This window comes from Streptomyces spinosisporus, from assembly GCF_022698145.1.
In the GTDB taxonomy this organism is placed as follows: domain Bacteria; phylum Actinomycetota; class Actinomycetes; order Streptomycetales; family Streptomycetaceae; genus Streptomyces; species Streptomyces spinosisporus.
Genome location: NZ_JALDAX010000001.1, coordinates 509,100 through 522,784, shown reverse-complemented (window position 1 = coordinate 522,784; position 13,685 = coordinate 509,100). Strand labels below are relative to the sequence as shown.

Here is a 13,685-nt window from a genome sequence, read left to right as displayed (position 1 = left end):
CCCGGAACCAACGTCTTCGACTCTTCGGATCAGACGGCTTCGACTCTACGGGCGGGGTCTGACAATCGGCTCCGGCGCCGGGGACCGGGCGTGCCTGGTCAGGGAACCGTGCGGGAGACGACGTAGAAGAACGGGTTGTTCTTGTTGCCGAAGCTCACCATGACGTCCTGGGTCGGCTTCGGGGCCTTCTGCTTGTGGACCAGGCCGTACCAGGGGCCCGGGCTGGTGAAGTCCCAGCCGGTGATCTTCTGGTCGCGGGCGCTGATGGTGATCTTGCCCTTTTTGAGGTCGGACCGCTTGACGCCCATGTCGTTGAGGAAGACGTCCAGGTTGGCCAGCGGCGTCTGGAACTGGACGTAGAGCCGGCTGGTCTTCCAGTTGTTGGTCTCGTAGGAGGCGACCTTGCCCGAGGGGTGCGGCATGGGCACCTGGTAGAGGCGGCGCTGCACCTTCGACGGCCAGCCCTTGGTCAGGCCGGTCGCCGCGTACTTGGCCTCCTTGTCCTTGCCGCTGTTGCGGCTCTGGTTGGCGGAGATCACCAGGTAGCCGGCCGGGACGCCGATGAGCAGCACGATGATGAGCAGGGTGAGCGCCCGGCGGCGGATCTTGTGACGGCGGTCCTCCGGCGGCCGGGGCGGCTCCTGCGAGGACGGGGACTGGCGCGGCACGGTCATGCGCTGTCCCACTGGGAGCGGCGGGACTCGGTGTAGCGCGCGTAGCGCTCGTGCCGCTCGACCCGGCGCCGGTTGGCGCGGCGGAAGCGGCGGGCGACCAGCCGGGCGAGGTCGGCGGCGCCCACCATGCCGGCCTCGGGGCCGAGCTGGGCGCGCACTATCCGGGCTTCTGGGCGGTAGCCGCGGCCGGTGAGCTGGCGCTTGAACGCGTCGCGCGCGGGGGCGATCAGCAGGTCGTCGGCCGCGGACACGCCGCCGCCGATGACGAAGCAGGACGGGTCGAGGGCCGCGGCGAGGTTGGCGATGCCGACGCCGAGCCACTGGCCGATGTCCTGCAGCAGCTCGACGCACATCGCGTCGCCCTCGCGGGCCAGCTCGGTGATCATCGGGCCGGTGATGTCGTCGACCTGGCCCTTGACGTGCTCGATGATGCCGTACGCCACCGGGGAGTCGGCGGCGGCCAGCTCCTTGGCCTCGCGCACCAGCGCGTTGCCGGAGCTGTACTGCTCCCAGCAGCCGCGGTTGCCGCACGGGCAGCGGTGGCCGCCGGGCACCACCTGCATATGGCCGAACTCGCCCGCAACGCCGTACTTGCCCCGCTTGACCTGGCCGTCCTCCAGGATCGCGCCGCCGATGCCGGTGCCGAGCGTGATCATGACCAGATGGTCCTCGCCGCGGCCCGCGCCGAAGCGCCACTCCGCCCAGGCGGCGGCGTTGGCGTCGTTGTCGACCAGGACCGGCACGGCGAGCCGGCCCGCCAGGCGGTCGCGCAGCGGCTCGTTGCGCCAGGACAGGTGGGGCGCGAACAGGACGCGGTTGCGGTCGGCGTCGACCCAGCCGGCCGCGCCGATGCCCACCGCGTGCACGTCGTGCCGGTCGGACAGGTCCAGGACCAGTTCGACGATGGTGTCCTCGACGACCTTGGGGCTCTTGGACTTGTCCGGCGTCTCCGCACGGAGCTTCTCCAGGATGTTGCCGTCGGCGTCGACGACGCCCGCCATCACCTTGGTGCCGCCGATGTCGATACCGACCGTGGGCACACGGGGCGCGGTCAGGTGCGAGCGGCGCTCCCGGGTGCCGACCGTCCGCAGTGCGGGGGCGCGCCGGGAGCCTATGGGGGCGGTGAAGTTGCCGTAGGTGCTCATCAAGGCCCGATTCTGCCGCACGCTCACACTGAGTGCCGAATGGGGCGGCGCAGGGCGCTTCCTAGGGAAGTCCCGGAAGCGGCCGTCCACTCCGCCGCCTAGCGTGCCGAGCAGCAGGGCAGGCCCGTCAACAGGGGAGGCAACCGGCCATGACAGCACAGGAGCACGGGGTCGCGAACGAGGGCGTCGAGGGCGAGAAGGCGGTTCTGGAGCGGCACGAGAACTTCACGCAGCGCCTCGCCGAGCTGCGCGAACAGGCCACGGCACTGCTCGCGGAGCTGGAGCGGCGCACCGAGCCGCAGGTCCCCGAGGAGCAGGGGACGGCGGCCCGCTCGGTGGCACCGCCGGCCACCGGCTCCCCTGTCGTCGCGGGCGCGAGCAACACGGCCGCCGACACCACCTACCTGGATTCGGGCGCGCCGAACGGCGCCCTGTACGTCACCGGTGACGCGAGGGGCGTGAGCGGGGTGGCCCGGAACGGGCCCGGCCTGCACGGCCTCAGCTACCGCGACAACGGGGTGTTCGGGTACGCCGCCCCGACCAGCTCCGGGGCCGGGGTGCGCGGTGAGAGCACGGCGGGGCACGGCGTCTACGGCTACACCGACAGCGGCGTCGGCACGCTGGGGGTCGGGGTGCGCGGGATGGGCGTCCTGGCCTTCAGTCAGGGGCGTGAGGCCCTGAACGCGTACAGCGTCGAGGGCAGCGGTGTGGTGGCCGGCACCAACTCCGGGTCGGCCGCGGCGGTGCTGGCGGAGAACTCCTCCGGCTCCCCGGGCGGTGTCGCCGTGGTGGCGCTCGGCCAGTCCGGCACCGGGCTGTACGCGTCCGGCGGCCAGGCGGCGATCCAGCTCGGCCGCTCCGCGCTCACGGGCCCGCCGACCAGCGGCTTCCACGTCGCCGGGGAACTCGTCCTGGACGCCGGCGCGGACCTGTACCTGTGCAAGGTCACCGGCTCGCCGGGCACGTGGAAGCTCGTCGCCTGAGCGACGGGGCAGGGGGTCGGTCGCGGGACGCCCGGCCCCTGATCACATTGTCCGGACATTGCGACGAACGGTCGGGGCGATCAGGGCCGTACGAGCAGCTGGAACTCGAACGAGTAGCGCGACGGCCGGTACGTGTGCGTGCCGTACTCGACCGCTCGGCCGGTGTCGTCGAAGGTGACGCGCTGCATGGTGAGCAGCGGCGCGCCCTCCGGCTCGCCGAGGCGTTCGGCCTCGGCGGCGGTGGCCGCGCGGGCCCCGATGGTCTGGCGGGCGCTGTGCAGGGTGATCCCGGCGGCGCGCATCATCCGGTACAGACCGGTGGACTCCAGCTGGCCGGTGTCCAGGTCGAGCAGGCCGGGCGGGATGAAGTTGCAGAGGTACGCCATCGGCTCGCCGTGCGCGAGCCGCAGCCGCTCGACGCGGTGCACATCGCTGTCCTCGGCCACGTTCAGGGCGGCCGCGACCTCGGCGGTCGCCGCGACGACGGTGTTGACGAGCACCTTGGTGGCGGGGCGCTGCCCGGCCGCCTCCAGGTCGTCGTAGAGGCTGGAGAGCTCCAGGGGGCGTTTGACCTGGCTGTGCACGACCTGTGTGCCGACGCCGCGGCGGCGTACCAGGAGGCCCTTGTCGACCAGCGACTGGATCGCCTGGCGGACGGTGGGCCGGGACAGGCCGAGCCGTGCGGCCAGCTCGATCTCGTTGCCCAGCAGGCTGCCGGGGGTGAGTGCCCCGTGCTCGATGGCGGCTTCGAGCTGCTGGGAGAGCTGGAAGTACAGCGGCACCGGAGAACTCCGATCCACGCTGAGTTCGAGCGACACGGTGGGGTCCACTTCTGGTTTCGGCACGGCCCGAGCGTAGCTCCACGCGTTGTTGACGGGAAGTTGTGTAGTTCGATTGTCCGGACATATGCATTGACAGCGTACGCACGGAACCCTCACTTTGTTTTCATGCGCATCGGGGTCATCGGTACGGGGCGGATCGGCGCCATTCACGCGAACACCCTCAGCCGCCATCGCGAGGTGGGGTCACTGATCCTCACGGACGTGGATCCGGCGCGGGCGCAGGAACTCGCGCGGCGGCTCGGGGAGACGGCGGCGCCCGGGGTGGACGAGATCTTCCGGTGGGGTGTGGACGCCGTGGTGATCACCACGGCCACGTCGGCCCACGCCGAACTGATCGGTCGGGCAGCACGCTCGGGCCTGCCGGTCTTCTGCGAGAAGCCCATCGCGCTCGATCTGCCGGGAACGCTGCACGCCATCGCCGAGGTCGAGGCCGCCGGGACGATTCTGCAGATGGGGTTCCAGCGCCGCTTCGACACGGGCTACACGGGCGCGCGCGATGCGGTCCTCTCGGGCCGGCTCGGACGGCTGCACACCGTACGGGCGCTCACCTCCGAGCAGGCGCCGCCCCGGCCCGGCTGGCTGCCGCTGTCGGGCGGGCTGTACCGGGACACGCTGATCCACGACTTCGACATGCTGCGCTGGGTGACGGGGCGCGAGGTCGTCGAGGTGTACGCGGCCGGGTCCGACGCGGGGCCCCCGATGTTCCGCGAGGCGGGCGACGTGGACACGGCCGCGGCGCTGCTCACGCTCGACGACAGCACCCTCGCGACGGCCACGGCGACACGGCTGAACGGCGCCGGTTACGACGTCCGTATGGAACTGGCCGGTGAGCTCGACCAGATCGTCGTCGGCCTGGACGACCGGACGCCGATCGCGTCCACCGAGCCGACCGGTCCGCCCGCCGCGGACAAGCCGTGGAGCGGCTTCCTGGAGCGCTTCGGGCCCGCCTACGAGGCCGAGTTGTCGGCGTTCGTCGAGGTCGTGCTCGGGCAGCGGGTCAATCCGTGCGACGGCCGCGAGGCCCTGCAGGCGCTGCGGATCGCCGAGGCGTGCGGGGTCTCCAGACGGGAGCGCAGACCGGTGGCCCTCGCGGAGATCCCGGGCCGGGCGGAGACGGCGTTCACATGAGCAGGCGTACGGCCGTCTTGAGCGGCGGCGACTTCCACGGTCTGCACCGGCGCCCCCGACTGGAGCTCAGCGTGGGCTGCTTCGTCGGCGAGCGGACCGGACGCACCACGGACTGCGAGCGCGGCGCCGAGCGCGCCCTGTGCTCGGGCAGCCGCTGCGGCTTCGGGCGTCACTGCACGGCGGGCCGGATCGCCGCGTACGACACGACCACCGGCGAGGACCGGCCGGGTCTGCGCGCCCTGGCCGGCTACTGGTGGGCGCCCTTCGAGGACACGAAGGACGGCCGGCGGAGCCAGGCACCCACCAGCCACCGCAACCCGTCGACTCGGCGGTGATCTCCGCGGTGCGCAGCACGTATGCCCCCCCTGAACGCCCTTAGGACCGTGGTGTTCTACCAGCGCACCGGCAGGCTGCGCACCCCGCGCATCAGCATGCCGGGCAGCCAGTCGCCGGGCGGGCCGTCGAGGGTGAGGCCGGGGGCGCGCTCCAGGAGTGCGCGGATGGCCGTACGGGCTTCGAGGCGGGCCAGCGGGGCGCCGAGGCAGTAGTGGACGCCGTGGCCGAAGGCGAGGTGGCCGCGGGTGTCGCGGCGGACGTCGAAGCGGTCGGGGTCGGCGTAGCGCCGGGTGTCCCGGTCGGCGGCGGTGAGGCCGATCATCACCGCGTCGCCCCGGTCGATCTTCGTGCCGCCGATCTCCAGGGGCTCGGCGGCGAACCTGAACGTGGCGTTCTCCACCGGCCCTTCGTAGCGCAACGCCTCCTCCACCGCGCCGTCGACCAGACTCGGATCGGCGCGCAGGGCGGCGAGTTGGTCCGGGTGCGTGAGCAGGGCGAGGACACCGCTGCTGATCAGATTGACCGTCGTCTCGTGCCCCGCGATGAGCAACACGAAGGCCATGCCGCGCAGTTCGTTCACGGAGAGCCGGTCGCCGTCCTCCGCGGTCGTACGGATCAGCTCGCTGAGCAGGTCGCCGCTCGGGCCGGCGCAGCGCTTGTCCTCGATCAGCTCGGTGAGATACGCCGCGAGCCGCACGAACGCGTCGTGCTCGCTCTCCGCGCTGGTGGGCGCGACCGCCTCCGTGGACATCGCACGGAAGGCCGTGCGGTCCATCTCGGGCACGCCGAGCAGTTCGCAGATCACCGTGATCGGCAGCGGGTAGGCGAACGACTCCACGAGGTCGGCGCGGCCGTGCGGCAGCATCGCGTCGAGCAGCCCGTGGGTGATCTCCTCGATCCTCGGCCGCAGTTCCTCCACGTGGCGCATGGTGAACGCCCGCGAGACCAGCGCGCGCAGGCGTGTGTGCTGGGGCGGGTCGGTGCCCAGCAGATACTTGCCGATCAGCTCCTCGTCCAGGAACAGCATGCCGATCTTGCTGGCGTCCTTGGCCAGCCGCGGGTCGGCGAGAGCGGTGCGCGCCTCCTCGTACCCGACGACGAGCCAGGTCTCGTGGTGCTGGTCGGGCTCGGGCAGCCGCACCCGGTGCACCGGGCCTCGCTCGCGCAGGCGCGCGTACACGGGATGCGGGTCCGTGCGGAACCCGTCGCCGAACTCCCCCAGGTCGATCGTCTCCACCCTGCTCGCCCCCGTCCTGCCCGTCCCCCGCCGGGTTCTCCTCCCGGTACAAGGTCAACGCACGGCGGGCGCCGCTAGTGCCCGTTCCCCTGTCCGTTCGCCTCCGGCTCCTCCAGGAGCCCCGCGTCGTACGCCAACAGGGCGATCTGCACACGGTTGTTGAGGTCGAGCTTGGCCAGGATGCGGGAGACATGGGTCTTCACGGTGGCGACGCTCATGAACAGCTCGCCGGCGATCTCGGCGTTCGACAGGCCGCGCCCGACCGCGACGGCGACCTCGCGTTCGCGGTCGTTGAGGACGTCCATGCGCACGCGCGCGTGCGTGTGCCGGGTGTCGGCGCCGGGCCCGGTGCCGACGGCGTGCTCCATCAACTGCCGTGTGACGACCGGCGACAGAACGGGGTCACCGACCGCGACCCGGCGCACGGCGTCGACGATCTCGGCCGGCGGGGTGTCCTTGAGGACGAACCCGGCGGCACCCGCGCGCAGGGCGCGCAGCACCTGTTCGTCGGCGTGGAAGGTGGTGAGGACCACGACCTGTGGCGCGTCCTCACGGCTCCGCAGCCGCTCCGTCGCGGTGAGGCCGTCCACGGACGGCATCCGGATGTCCATGAGGACCACGTCCGGGCGGGTGCGCTCGACCAGGGCCTCGACCTCGGCGCCGTCGGCCGCCTCGCCCACGATCTCGATGTCGTCGGCGCCGCCCATCATCAGGGACAGCCCGGCCCGCACCAGGGGATCGTCGTCCACGAGGAGCACTTTGATCGCAGTCATGGGCCTTACGTAATCACGCCGGTCGCCTCCGGCGCGCCCGGGTCGCGTCATCCCCACGGCAGCCAGGCACGGACCCGGAACCCCCCGTCCGGCTCCGGCCCGTGCTCCAGCCGGCCGCCGGCCAGCGTGGCCCGCTCCGTCAGCCCGATCAGGCCCTGGCCCGACCCGGGCACGGAGGGCACGTCGCCCTCGGGTGCGGGGTTGCGTACGTCCACCACGAGGCCGTCGCCCGGTGCGCCCGTGACCGTGACCGTCACCTCCGTGCCAGGGGCGTGCTTACGGGCGTTGGTCAACGCCTCCTGGGCGATGCGGTAGGCGGTGCGGCCGACGGAGGAGGGGACGTCGGCGGGGTCACTGACCCGGCTCGCGAGGGTGACCTTCATGCCGGCCTCGCGGCTCTCGGCGACCAGTGCGTCCAGGGCGGCGAGCGTCGGCTGGGGGCGGCCCGCGTCGTCGGGCTCGCCCGCGCGCAGCACGCCGATGATCTCCCGCAGGTCCTGCAGTGCCTCGTGCGCGCTCTCGCGGATCACGCCGGCCGCCCGCGCGATCTCCTGCTGGGGCGCGTCCGGCCGGAACTCCAGGGCGCCCGCGTGCACGCTGAGCAGTGTCAGCCGGTGCGCGAGGACGTCGTGCATCTCGCGGGCGATGGCCTCGCGGGCCAGCCGCTGCGCCTGCTCGGCGCGCAGCTGGGCCTCCGTCTCGGCGCGCCTGGCGCGGTCGCGCAGGCTCAGCATGAGCTGCCGCTTGGAGCGGACGAACAGGCCCCAGGCGATGACGGTGAGAGTGGCCATCTCCGTGAACGCGACCGCGCCCGCGTACGGCAGGTCGGGGTCGGGGCGCAGCCAGAACAGCAGCGGCACCTGGGCGAGCGCGATGCCGCCGATCCAGGCGACGTAGCGGAAGGGCCGGTGCACGGCCAGGGTGAACAGGATGACCACGCCGGCCCCGCCCGCCGTGTTCGACAGCATGCCGACGGGGATCATCGCGATGGCGAGCCCGAGCGGCCAGCGGCGGCGCAACCACACCGCGGCACAGGACAGCGCGCCGAGCAGCTGGTCGACGACCGCGAGGGCGTGCGGGGTGTTGGCGTCGTTGTTCAGGGTGTCCGCGGCCGCCACGCCGAGCCCGACGGCGAGCAGGAAACAGGTGAAGTCGACGACCCAGTCGCGCGCGGTGCGCCGGGGCCGCCGTCCGCCTCGCCCGGCGTCGGGGTCCAGATCGTGCAGCAGGGCGGACGGGAACAGCCATCTGCGCCCTATGACCCCTGCCGCGGCCGACGCCGCCCTGTCCTTGCTCACGGTCGACAAATCTACGCACGAATGGCCGCGCTCACCGCTCCGGGCGGGCGATCCCCGACCAAAGTCGCGCGGGTGAAGACTTTCGGTGTTCCCGCCCGTCGGCAGGGGGCACTTCCGTCGGACACGACTCGCCCCGCGGCCGATGTGTGTGGGGGGTCCGCGGGGCGAGGCTCGTGGCATGAAGCAGTTGCTGGAGTTGCTCGGTTTCCTCGCCCTGGTGCAGGGCGTGATGGGCCTGTTGCACGAGTTCACCCACTGGCATGTGGGTCTCGTGCAGCGGGTCGGCTTCCTCGACGGCTACGGGGTCTACGCGAGCGTCGCCCTGGTGGTGCTGGCGTTCGCGCTTTTCGCCGCCGCGGAGAGCCGGAAGTCCGGGTGAACGCGGACCGGACTTCCGGCTGGTCGCGCCGTTCCTCGTGCCGAGCGGGGGAAGTCGCTCAGCAGCCGAAGTCGATCAGGTCGAACGTGGCGTAGTGGTCGGAGGTGTAGTAGTCCTCCTGGGTCTGCTCACCGGTGACGATCCGGCGGGCGCCGCGCGTGTCCGAACCGGGCGTCTTGACCGTGTACTCGTGGTAGTAGCCGGACGACTGGCTGGGCAGGACGCCTTCGCGGTTCTGGAAGACGGTGCCGTCCTGCTCGTACGGGAACGGGCCGCCCTGTGCGATGAGGTCCAGGGTGTCGTACGCCTGGGAGGGCAGGTCGCCGTAGCAGATGCTGCCGACGGCGGTGGGGGCTGCGTCGGCCGTGGTGGCCGTGACGGTGCCGCCCACGACGAGGGCGGACAGGAGGGCGGCTGCTGCGCCGATGCGAGTGATGTGTGGGGGGAATCTCATGCCTTCATGATGACGCGCGTAGACAGTGGCATGTCAATGTCAAGCCCGGAGATTTTTCCCGGACGTCCGATGAGTTCTCCCCGAGTTAACCTGCCGCCGACGCGGCACCTCACCCCGCGTGGGTGGAGAACAGACCGCCCGTCGGGCCCTGCTTGTCGCCGCCCTGCGCCTTCTTCAGGGCGTTGGCGAGGCTCTCGATGGTGAGGGACTGCAGGATCACCCGGCCGTTGCCCTCCAGGGTGGCCAGGGACAGGCCCTCGCCGCCGAAGACGGCGTTCATCAGCCCCTGGCGGTTCAGGCCTCCGACGCGCTGGACGCCGTACTGGATGCCCTCCTCGAAGGCGACGACGCAGCCGGTGTCCACCTCGATACGGCCGCCGAAGTCGGCGGGGTTGAGGTCGATGAAGTTGCCCGCGCCGGCGATGATCACCGTGCCGTGCCCGGTGAACTTCTCCAGGATGAAGCCCTCGCCGCCGCTCATGCCGGTGCGGCCGCCCTGGAAGGCGATGCCGAAGTCGACGGTGGACTCGGCCGCGACGAAGGCGTCCTTCTCCGCGAACCACGCGCGCGTGCCGTCGAGTTCGAGCGCGCGCATCTCGCCGGGGAGCACGCCCGCGAAGCCGACGGTTCCCTCGCCGCCCTGTGCGTTGAAGTACTGGAACGCCAGCGACTCGCCCGCCAGCACGCGCTGGCCCGCCTGCATGGCGGTGCCCATGGCCTGGCGCAGCATGCCGCCCATGCCGCCACCGCCACCTCCGCCACCGCCCTGCTGTCGGCCGCCACCCGGGCCCGACAGACGGGTCTCCATGGTGACGTTCACCGTCTTGAACAGGAACTTTCCGGCCTCGCAGTAGACGGTCTGGCCGGGCTGCAGGTTGACGACCGCCATCTGCATGGCGTTGCCGACGATCTCTTGCTGAAGGGTCACGTGGGGAGAACGCCGAAGACGGAGGAAAGAGTTCCGGCCCGGAGCCATGTTTTTCGGCCACCCGACCTCGGCGTCCGTTCACCGCCAGCACGCGTGCGTGGCGGCGGCTGGGATGGATCCATGACAACCACTTACGGAACTCTCCACGGCAAGGCGGCCCTGGTCACCGGCGGCAGCCGCGGCATCGGTGCGGCCACGGCGCTGCGGCTCGCCCGGGAGGGCGCGGACGTGGCCCTCACCTATGTGAACGGCAAGGAGGCGGCCGAGGAGGTCGTACGGCGGATCGAGGCGCTGGGACGGCGCGCGGTGGCCCTGCGCGCGGATGCCGCGGACGCGGACGAGGCGGCGGGGGCGGTGGAGCGCGCCGCCGAGGCGCTGGGCGGGCTCGACGTGCTGGTCAACAACGCGGGCGTGGGGGTGCTAGGTCCCCTGGAGGGGCTCACGCTCGCCGATGTCGACCGGGTCCTCGCGGTGAACGTCCGCGGGGTGTTCCTCACGTCCCAGGCGGCGGCCGGACGGATGCGGGCCGGGGGCCGGATCATCACCATCGGCACTTGTATGAGCCAGCGGGTGCCGGGGCCCGGCGGAACGCTCTACGCGACCAGCAAATCGGCCCTGATCGGCCTGACGAAGGCCCTGGCGAGGGAACTCGGCGGGCGCGGCATCACGGCCAACATCGTCCACCCGGGCCCGACGGACACCGACATGAACCCGGCGGACGGCCCATACGCGGAGGACCAGGCGGCGATGACCGCCCTGGGCCGCTTCGGAACGGCCCAGGAGGTGGCGGAGACGGTCGCCCATCTCGCGGGCGCCGGCTACGTCACCGGAGCGGAGTTCGCCGTGGACGGCGGACACGCGGCCTGACGCGCGCATGGGGCGCGCCGGAGCTGTCCGTCCGGTGTGCCCCACGCGCGTGCTTGTCAGCCGCCCAGTTCCTGGTGGCGGGCTGCGAGGGCGGTCGTGCCGGTCTCGGTGAGGGAGCCGTACAGGCGCAGGCGGGAGATGCCGCCGTCGGGGAAGATGTCCACGCGCGCGTGCGTGCCGACGGCCTCGGCCGGCAGGAGGAAGCGGTGGTTGGTGTCGGGCTGCAGGCGGGTGCGCGGCAGGATCTCGTGCCACTCACCGCTCTCGCCGTCCTTCACGGACACCGACGCCCAGCCGGCGCTGTTGCCCTTGAGGTACGCCGTGTCGATCTCGATCGCGCGGATCCGGGCCTGGGCGGCGAGGCGGTAACGGATCCAGTCGTTGCCCCGGTCGCGCCGGCGCCGGGTCTCCCAGCCGTCGTCCATCTTGCGCGAGCGGCCCGGCTGGATGGTGTTCGTGGCCGGCGAGTAGAAGAGGTTGGAGGCGTCCTCGACCTGGCCGCCGTTCTCCAGGGCGGCCACGTCGAAGGTGCCGAGGGTTTCCAGCCACTTCGGGTCCGGCACGACCTCGCCGTACACGCGCAGTCGTGCGATGCCCCCGTCGGGGTGCTGGTTGAGGCGCAGGTGCGTGAAGCGCTGCTCGGCCGAGACGGCGAAGCCGTTGGCCGCGTGCCCACCGACCGGTGTGCGCGGGACGAGGGTCGTCCACTTCACGTCGTCGCCGAGCAGCTCCTCGGGCGAGGGGGAGCCGGGCACGGACGTGGCCTCGACCGACACCGCCTGCGGGTAGTTGCCGCGGAAGTGTGCGGTGTCGACGACGATCCCGCGGATCACGCCGGGCGCGCCCAGGCGGACCAGCGCCCAGTCGTGGTCGTCGGCGGTCGGCCACGGGTGGTCGGCACCGGTGCCGCGGCGGCGGCGCGTCTCCCAGCCGTCCATGATCTTGCCCTTGTGCCCGAAGTGCTCGGGGTCGAACTCGGCCCTCCCCGGCACCAGCAGGTTCTCCCGCTGGGCGAAGAACTCGTCGTTGGCGGCGATGACCGAGGCGCCGAGCTGCCGGTCTGCGAGGTTGGCGTACTGGGTGAAGGGGAAGTCGGCGGTGCGGTAGTCCGCGTATGGGTCGCCTCCTCCGTAGGGGTTCGCGTCACCGGTGTAGCTCGGAATCGCCGTCACGTCTTTCCTCTCGTCCTCGTCGTTCTGGGATCAGGGGTTACGGGTGAGCAGTCGGCCCTTCGGCTCGCTGAACTCGCCGTCCGCGACGATGCGTTCGCCGCGCAGCCAGGTCGACCTGACCACGCCGTGGAGGGTCTTGCCCGCGTACGCCGTCACGGGGTTGCGGTGCTGCAGGGCCGCCGGGTCCACGGTGAAGGTCTCGTCGGGCGCGAGGACGGCGAAGTCGGCGTCGTGGCCCGGCGCGATGGCGCCCTTGCGGGCGTCCAGGCCCACCAGTGCGGCCGTCCGCGACGACATCCAGCGGACCACGTCCTCTAGGCCGTGGCCCCGCCTGCGCGCCTCGGTCCACACCGCGGCCAGGCTCAGCTGGAGGCCGGAGATGCCGCCCCAGGCGGTCGCGAAGTCGTCGGTCTTGAGGTCGGCCGTGGACGGCGAGTGGTCGGTGACCACGCAGTCGACGGTGCCGTCCGCGAGCGCCTGCCACAGCAGGTCCTGGTTGGCGGCCTCGCGGATGGGCGGGCAGCACTTGAACTCGCTTGCGCCGTCCGGGACTTCCTCGGCGGTCAGGGTCAGATAGTGGGGGCAGGTCTCGACGGTGAGGCGGACGCCCGCGGCCTTCGCCTCGGCGATCAGCGGCAGCGCGTCGCTCGATGACAGATGCAGGATGTGCACCCGCGCGTCGAATCGTTTCGCCTGGGCGATGAGCTGGGCGATCGCCGTGTCCTCCGCGTCCCGCGGGCGGCTGGCCAGGAAGTCGGCGTACTTCGGGCCGCCCTGGTGCGGGGCCGCGTCCAGGTGGTGCGGGTCCTCGGCGTGCACGATCAGCAGTCCGCCGAAGGAGGAGATCTCGGCCAGGGAGCGGGCGAGCCGGTCCTGGTCGAGATGCGGGAACTCGTCCACGCCGGACGGGGACAGGAACGCCTTGAAGCCGAAGACCCCGGCCTCGTGGAGGGGGCGCAGCTCCTTGGTGTTGTCGGGCAGGGCGCCGCCCCAGAAGCCGACGTCGATGTGCGCCTTGCCCGCGGCGACCTCCTGTTTCGTACGGAGGTGGTCGACCGTCGTGGTGGGCGGCAGGGAGTTGAGCGGCATGTCGACGAGCGTGGTGATGCCGCCGGCCGCCGCCGCGCGCGTGGCGGTCCAGAAGCCCTCCCACTCGGTGCGGCCGGGGTCGTTGACGTGCACGTGCGTGTCGACCAGACCGGGCAGCAGGACGTCGTCGCCGAGATCCTCGAGGCGGGCACCGGCGGGCACGGCGGAGTCGTACGGCAGGACGGCCTCGATCCTGCCGCCGGCGACCGCCACCGACGCGGCGCGCGTCCCCTCGGGTGTGATGACGCGCGTCGAGCGCAGCACCAGTTCTACGTCGGACACCCGGACCCCTCTCAGCCGTCGCGAGCTGCTTCCACGTACCGAAATTCAACGTTCTGTTGAAAGAGTCTTCACTCCCGCCCGTGGGCCGTCAAGGGCAC

The 13,685-nt window shown here is 71.9% G+C and carries 15 protein-coding genes; 5 read left to right on the top strand and 10 right to left on the bottom strand.

Features of this window, described 5'->3' with window-relative positions; all coding sequences use genetic code 11:
* Window positions 1-98: 98 nt before the first annotated feature.
* Both MQN93_RS02240 and MQN93_RS02235 read right to left on the bottom strand, forming a co-directional pair.
* Complete coding sequence (locus tag MQN93_RS02240) at window positions 99-674, bottom strand: hypothetical protein (RefSeq protein ID WP_016431800.1); 576 nt, start codon at window positions 672-674, stop codon at window positions 99-101.
* Window positions 671-1,819, bottom strand: a complete 1,149-nt coding sequence (locus MQN93_RS02235; RefSeq protein ID WP_037780180.1) for an ROK family glucokinase — start codon at window positions 1,817-1,819, stop codon at window positions 671-673. The genes MQN93_RS02240 and MQN93_RS02235 overlap by 4 nt, the downstream gene beginning before the upstream one ends.
* A gap of 149 nt (window positions 1,820-1,968) precedes the next feature.
* Here MQN93_RS02235 and MQN93_RS02230 point away from each other — a divergent pair, with 149 nt between their 5' ends.
* Entirely contained in the window at window positions 1,969-2,802 is an 834-nt protein-coding gene (locus MQN93_RS02230) for a hypothetical protein (RefSeq protein WP_242708057.1), read from the top strand.
* An 80-nt stretch (window positions 2,803-2,882) separates the two neighbouring features.
* Here the strand turns inward: MQN93_RS02230 and MQN93_RS02225 are convergent, their stop codons facing one another.
* Complete coding sequence (locus tag MQN93_RS02225) at window positions 2,883-3,620, bottom strand: GntR family transcriptional regulator (protein WP_106964351.1); 738 nt, start codon at window positions 3,618-3,620, stop codon at window positions 2,883-2,885.
* 129 nt (window positions 3,621-3,749) lie between these two features.
* On the opposite strand from MQN93_RS02225, the gene MQN93_RS02220 reads away from it, so the two are divergent.
* The gene (locus MQN93_RS02220; RefSeq protein ID WP_016431804.1) at window positions 3,750-4,772 is read left to right on the top strand and encodes a Gfo/Idh/MocA family protein; all 1,023 of its coding nucleotides are present in this window, start codon (window positions 3,750-3,752) and stop codon (window positions 4,770-4,772) included.
* Window positions 4,769-5,107 carry a hypothetical protein gene (locus MQN93_RS02215; RefSeq protein WP_242708056.1) on the top strand — a complete coding sequence of 113 codons (339 nt, stop codon included), beginning with the start codon at window positions 4,769-4,771 and terminating at the stop codon, window positions 5,105-5,107. The genes MQN93_RS02220 and MQN93_RS02215 overlap by 4 nt, the downstream gene beginning before the upstream one ends.
* Window positions 5,108-5,163: 56 nt before the next feature.
* Here MQN93_RS02215 and MQN93_RS02210 read toward each other — a convergent pair whose 3' ends face one another.
* The 3 genes from MQN93_RS02210 to MQN93_RS02200 all read right to left on the bottom strand — a co-directional run bounded on the left by MQN93_RS02210 (window position 5,164) and on the right by MQN93_RS02200 (window position 8,425).
* Entirely contained in the window at window positions 5,164-6,345 is a 1,182-nt protein-coding gene (locus MQN93_RS02210; protein ID WP_242708055.1) for a cytochrome P450 family protein, read from the bottom strand.
* 74 nt (window positions 6,346-6,419) lie between these two features.
* Window positions 6,420-7,118 carry a response regulator transcription factor gene (locus MQN93_RS02205; RefSeq protein WP_242708054.1) on the bottom strand — a complete coding sequence of 233 codons (699 nt, stop codon included), beginning with the start codon at window positions 7,116-7,118 and terminating at the stop codon, window positions 6,420-6,422.
* A 47-nt stretch (window positions 7,119-7,165) separates the two neighbouring features.
* Window positions 7,166-8,425 carry a sensor histidine kinase gene (locus MQN93_RS02200; RefSeq protein WP_278190254.1) on the bottom strand — a complete coding sequence of 420 codons (1,260 nt, stop codon included), beginning with the start codon at window positions 8,423-8,425 and terminating at the stop codon, window positions 7,166-7,168.
* 169 nt (window positions 8,426-8,594) lie between these two features.
* Between MQN93_RS02200 and MQN93_RS02195 the strand changes: the two genes are divergently transcribed.
* Complete coding sequence (locus MQN93_RS02195; RefSeq protein WP_016431809.1) at window positions 8,595-8,795, top strand: hypothetical protein; 201 nt, start codon at window positions 8,595-8,597, stop codon at window positions 8,793-8,795.
* A gap of 58 nt (window positions 8,796-8,853) precedes the next feature.
* On the opposite strand, the gene MQN93_RS02190 is transcribed toward MQN93_RS02195, so the two are convergent.
* Window positions 8,854-9,249, bottom strand: a complete 396-nt coding sequence (locus MQN93_RS02190; RefSeq protein ID WP_016431810.1) for a ribonuclease — start codon at window positions 9,247-9,249, stop codon at window positions 8,854-8,856.
* 109 nt (window positions 9,250-9,358) lie between these two features.
* On the bottom strand, window positions 9,359-10,177 hold the full coding sequence (locus MQN93_RS02185) for an AIM24 family protein (RefSeq protein WP_242708052.1): 819 nt from the start codon (window positions 10,175-10,177) through the stop codon (window positions 9,359-9,361).
* Window positions 10,178-10,297: 120 nt separating this feature from the next.
* On the opposite strand from MQN93_RS02185, the gene MQN93_RS02180 reads away from it, so the two are divergent.
* A complete protein-coding gene (locus MQN93_RS02180) occupies window positions 10,298-11,044 on the top strand; it encodes an SDR family oxidoreductase (RefSeq protein WP_242708051.1) in 747 nt (248 codons plus the stop codon).
* Window positions 11,045-11,100: 56 nt separating this feature from the next.
* Here the strand turns inward: MQN93_RS02180 and alc are convergent, their stop codons facing one another.
* Both alc and allB read right to left on the bottom strand, forming a co-directional pair.
* A complete protein-coding gene (alc, locus tag MQN93_RS02175; RefSeq protein WP_242708050.1) occupies window positions 11,101-12,216 on the bottom strand; it encodes an allantoicase in 1,116 nt (371 codons plus the stop codon).
* A 30-nt stretch (window positions 12,217-12,246) separates the two neighbouring features.
* Window positions 12,247-13,587 (bottom strand): allantoinase AllB, encoded by a 1,341-nt coding sequence (allB, locus tag MQN93_RS02170; RefSeq protein ID WP_242708049.1) that lies wholly within the window; start codon window positions 13,585-13,587, stop codon window positions 12,247-12,249.
* Window positions 13,588-13,685 lie beyond the last annotated feature (98 nt).

Coding starts and splice junctions, on each gene's coding strand:
- MQN93_RS02240 (WP_016431800.1), bottom strand. CDS start 674: ATGACCGTGCCGCGCCAGTCCCCGTCCTCGCAGGAGCCGCCCCGGCCG.
- MQN93_RS02235 (WP_037780180.1), bottom strand. CDS start 1,819: ATGAGCACCTACGGCAACTTCACCGCCCCCATAGGCTCCCGGCGCGCC.
- MQN93_RS02230 (WP_242708057.1), top strand. CDS start 1,969: ATGACAGCACAGGAGCACGGGGTCGCGAACGAGGGCGTCGAGGGCGAG.
- MQN93_RS02220 (WP_016431804.1), top strand. CDS start 3,750: ATGCGCATCGGGGTCATCGGTACGGGGCGGATCGGCGCCATTCACGCG.
- MQN93_RS02215 (WP_242708056.1), top strand. CDS start 4,769: ATGAGCAGGCGTACGGCCGTCTTGAGCGGCGGCGACTTCCACGGTCTG.
- MQN93_RS02205 (WP_242708054.1), bottom strand. CDS start 7,118: ATGACTGCGATCAAAGTGCTCCTCGTGGACGACGATCCCCTGGTGCGG.
- MQN93_RS02195 (WP_016431809.1), top strand. CDS start 8,595: ATGAAGCAGTTGCTGGAGTTGCTCGGTTTCCTCGCCCTGGTGCAGGGC.
- MQN93_RS02190 (WP_016431810.1), bottom strand. CDS start 9,249: ATGAGATTCCCCCCACACATCACTCGCATCGGCGCAGCAGCCGCCCTC.
- MQN93_RS02180 (WP_242708051.1), top strand. CDS start 10,298: ATGACAACCACTTACGGAACTCTCCACGGCAAGGCGGCCCTGGTCACC.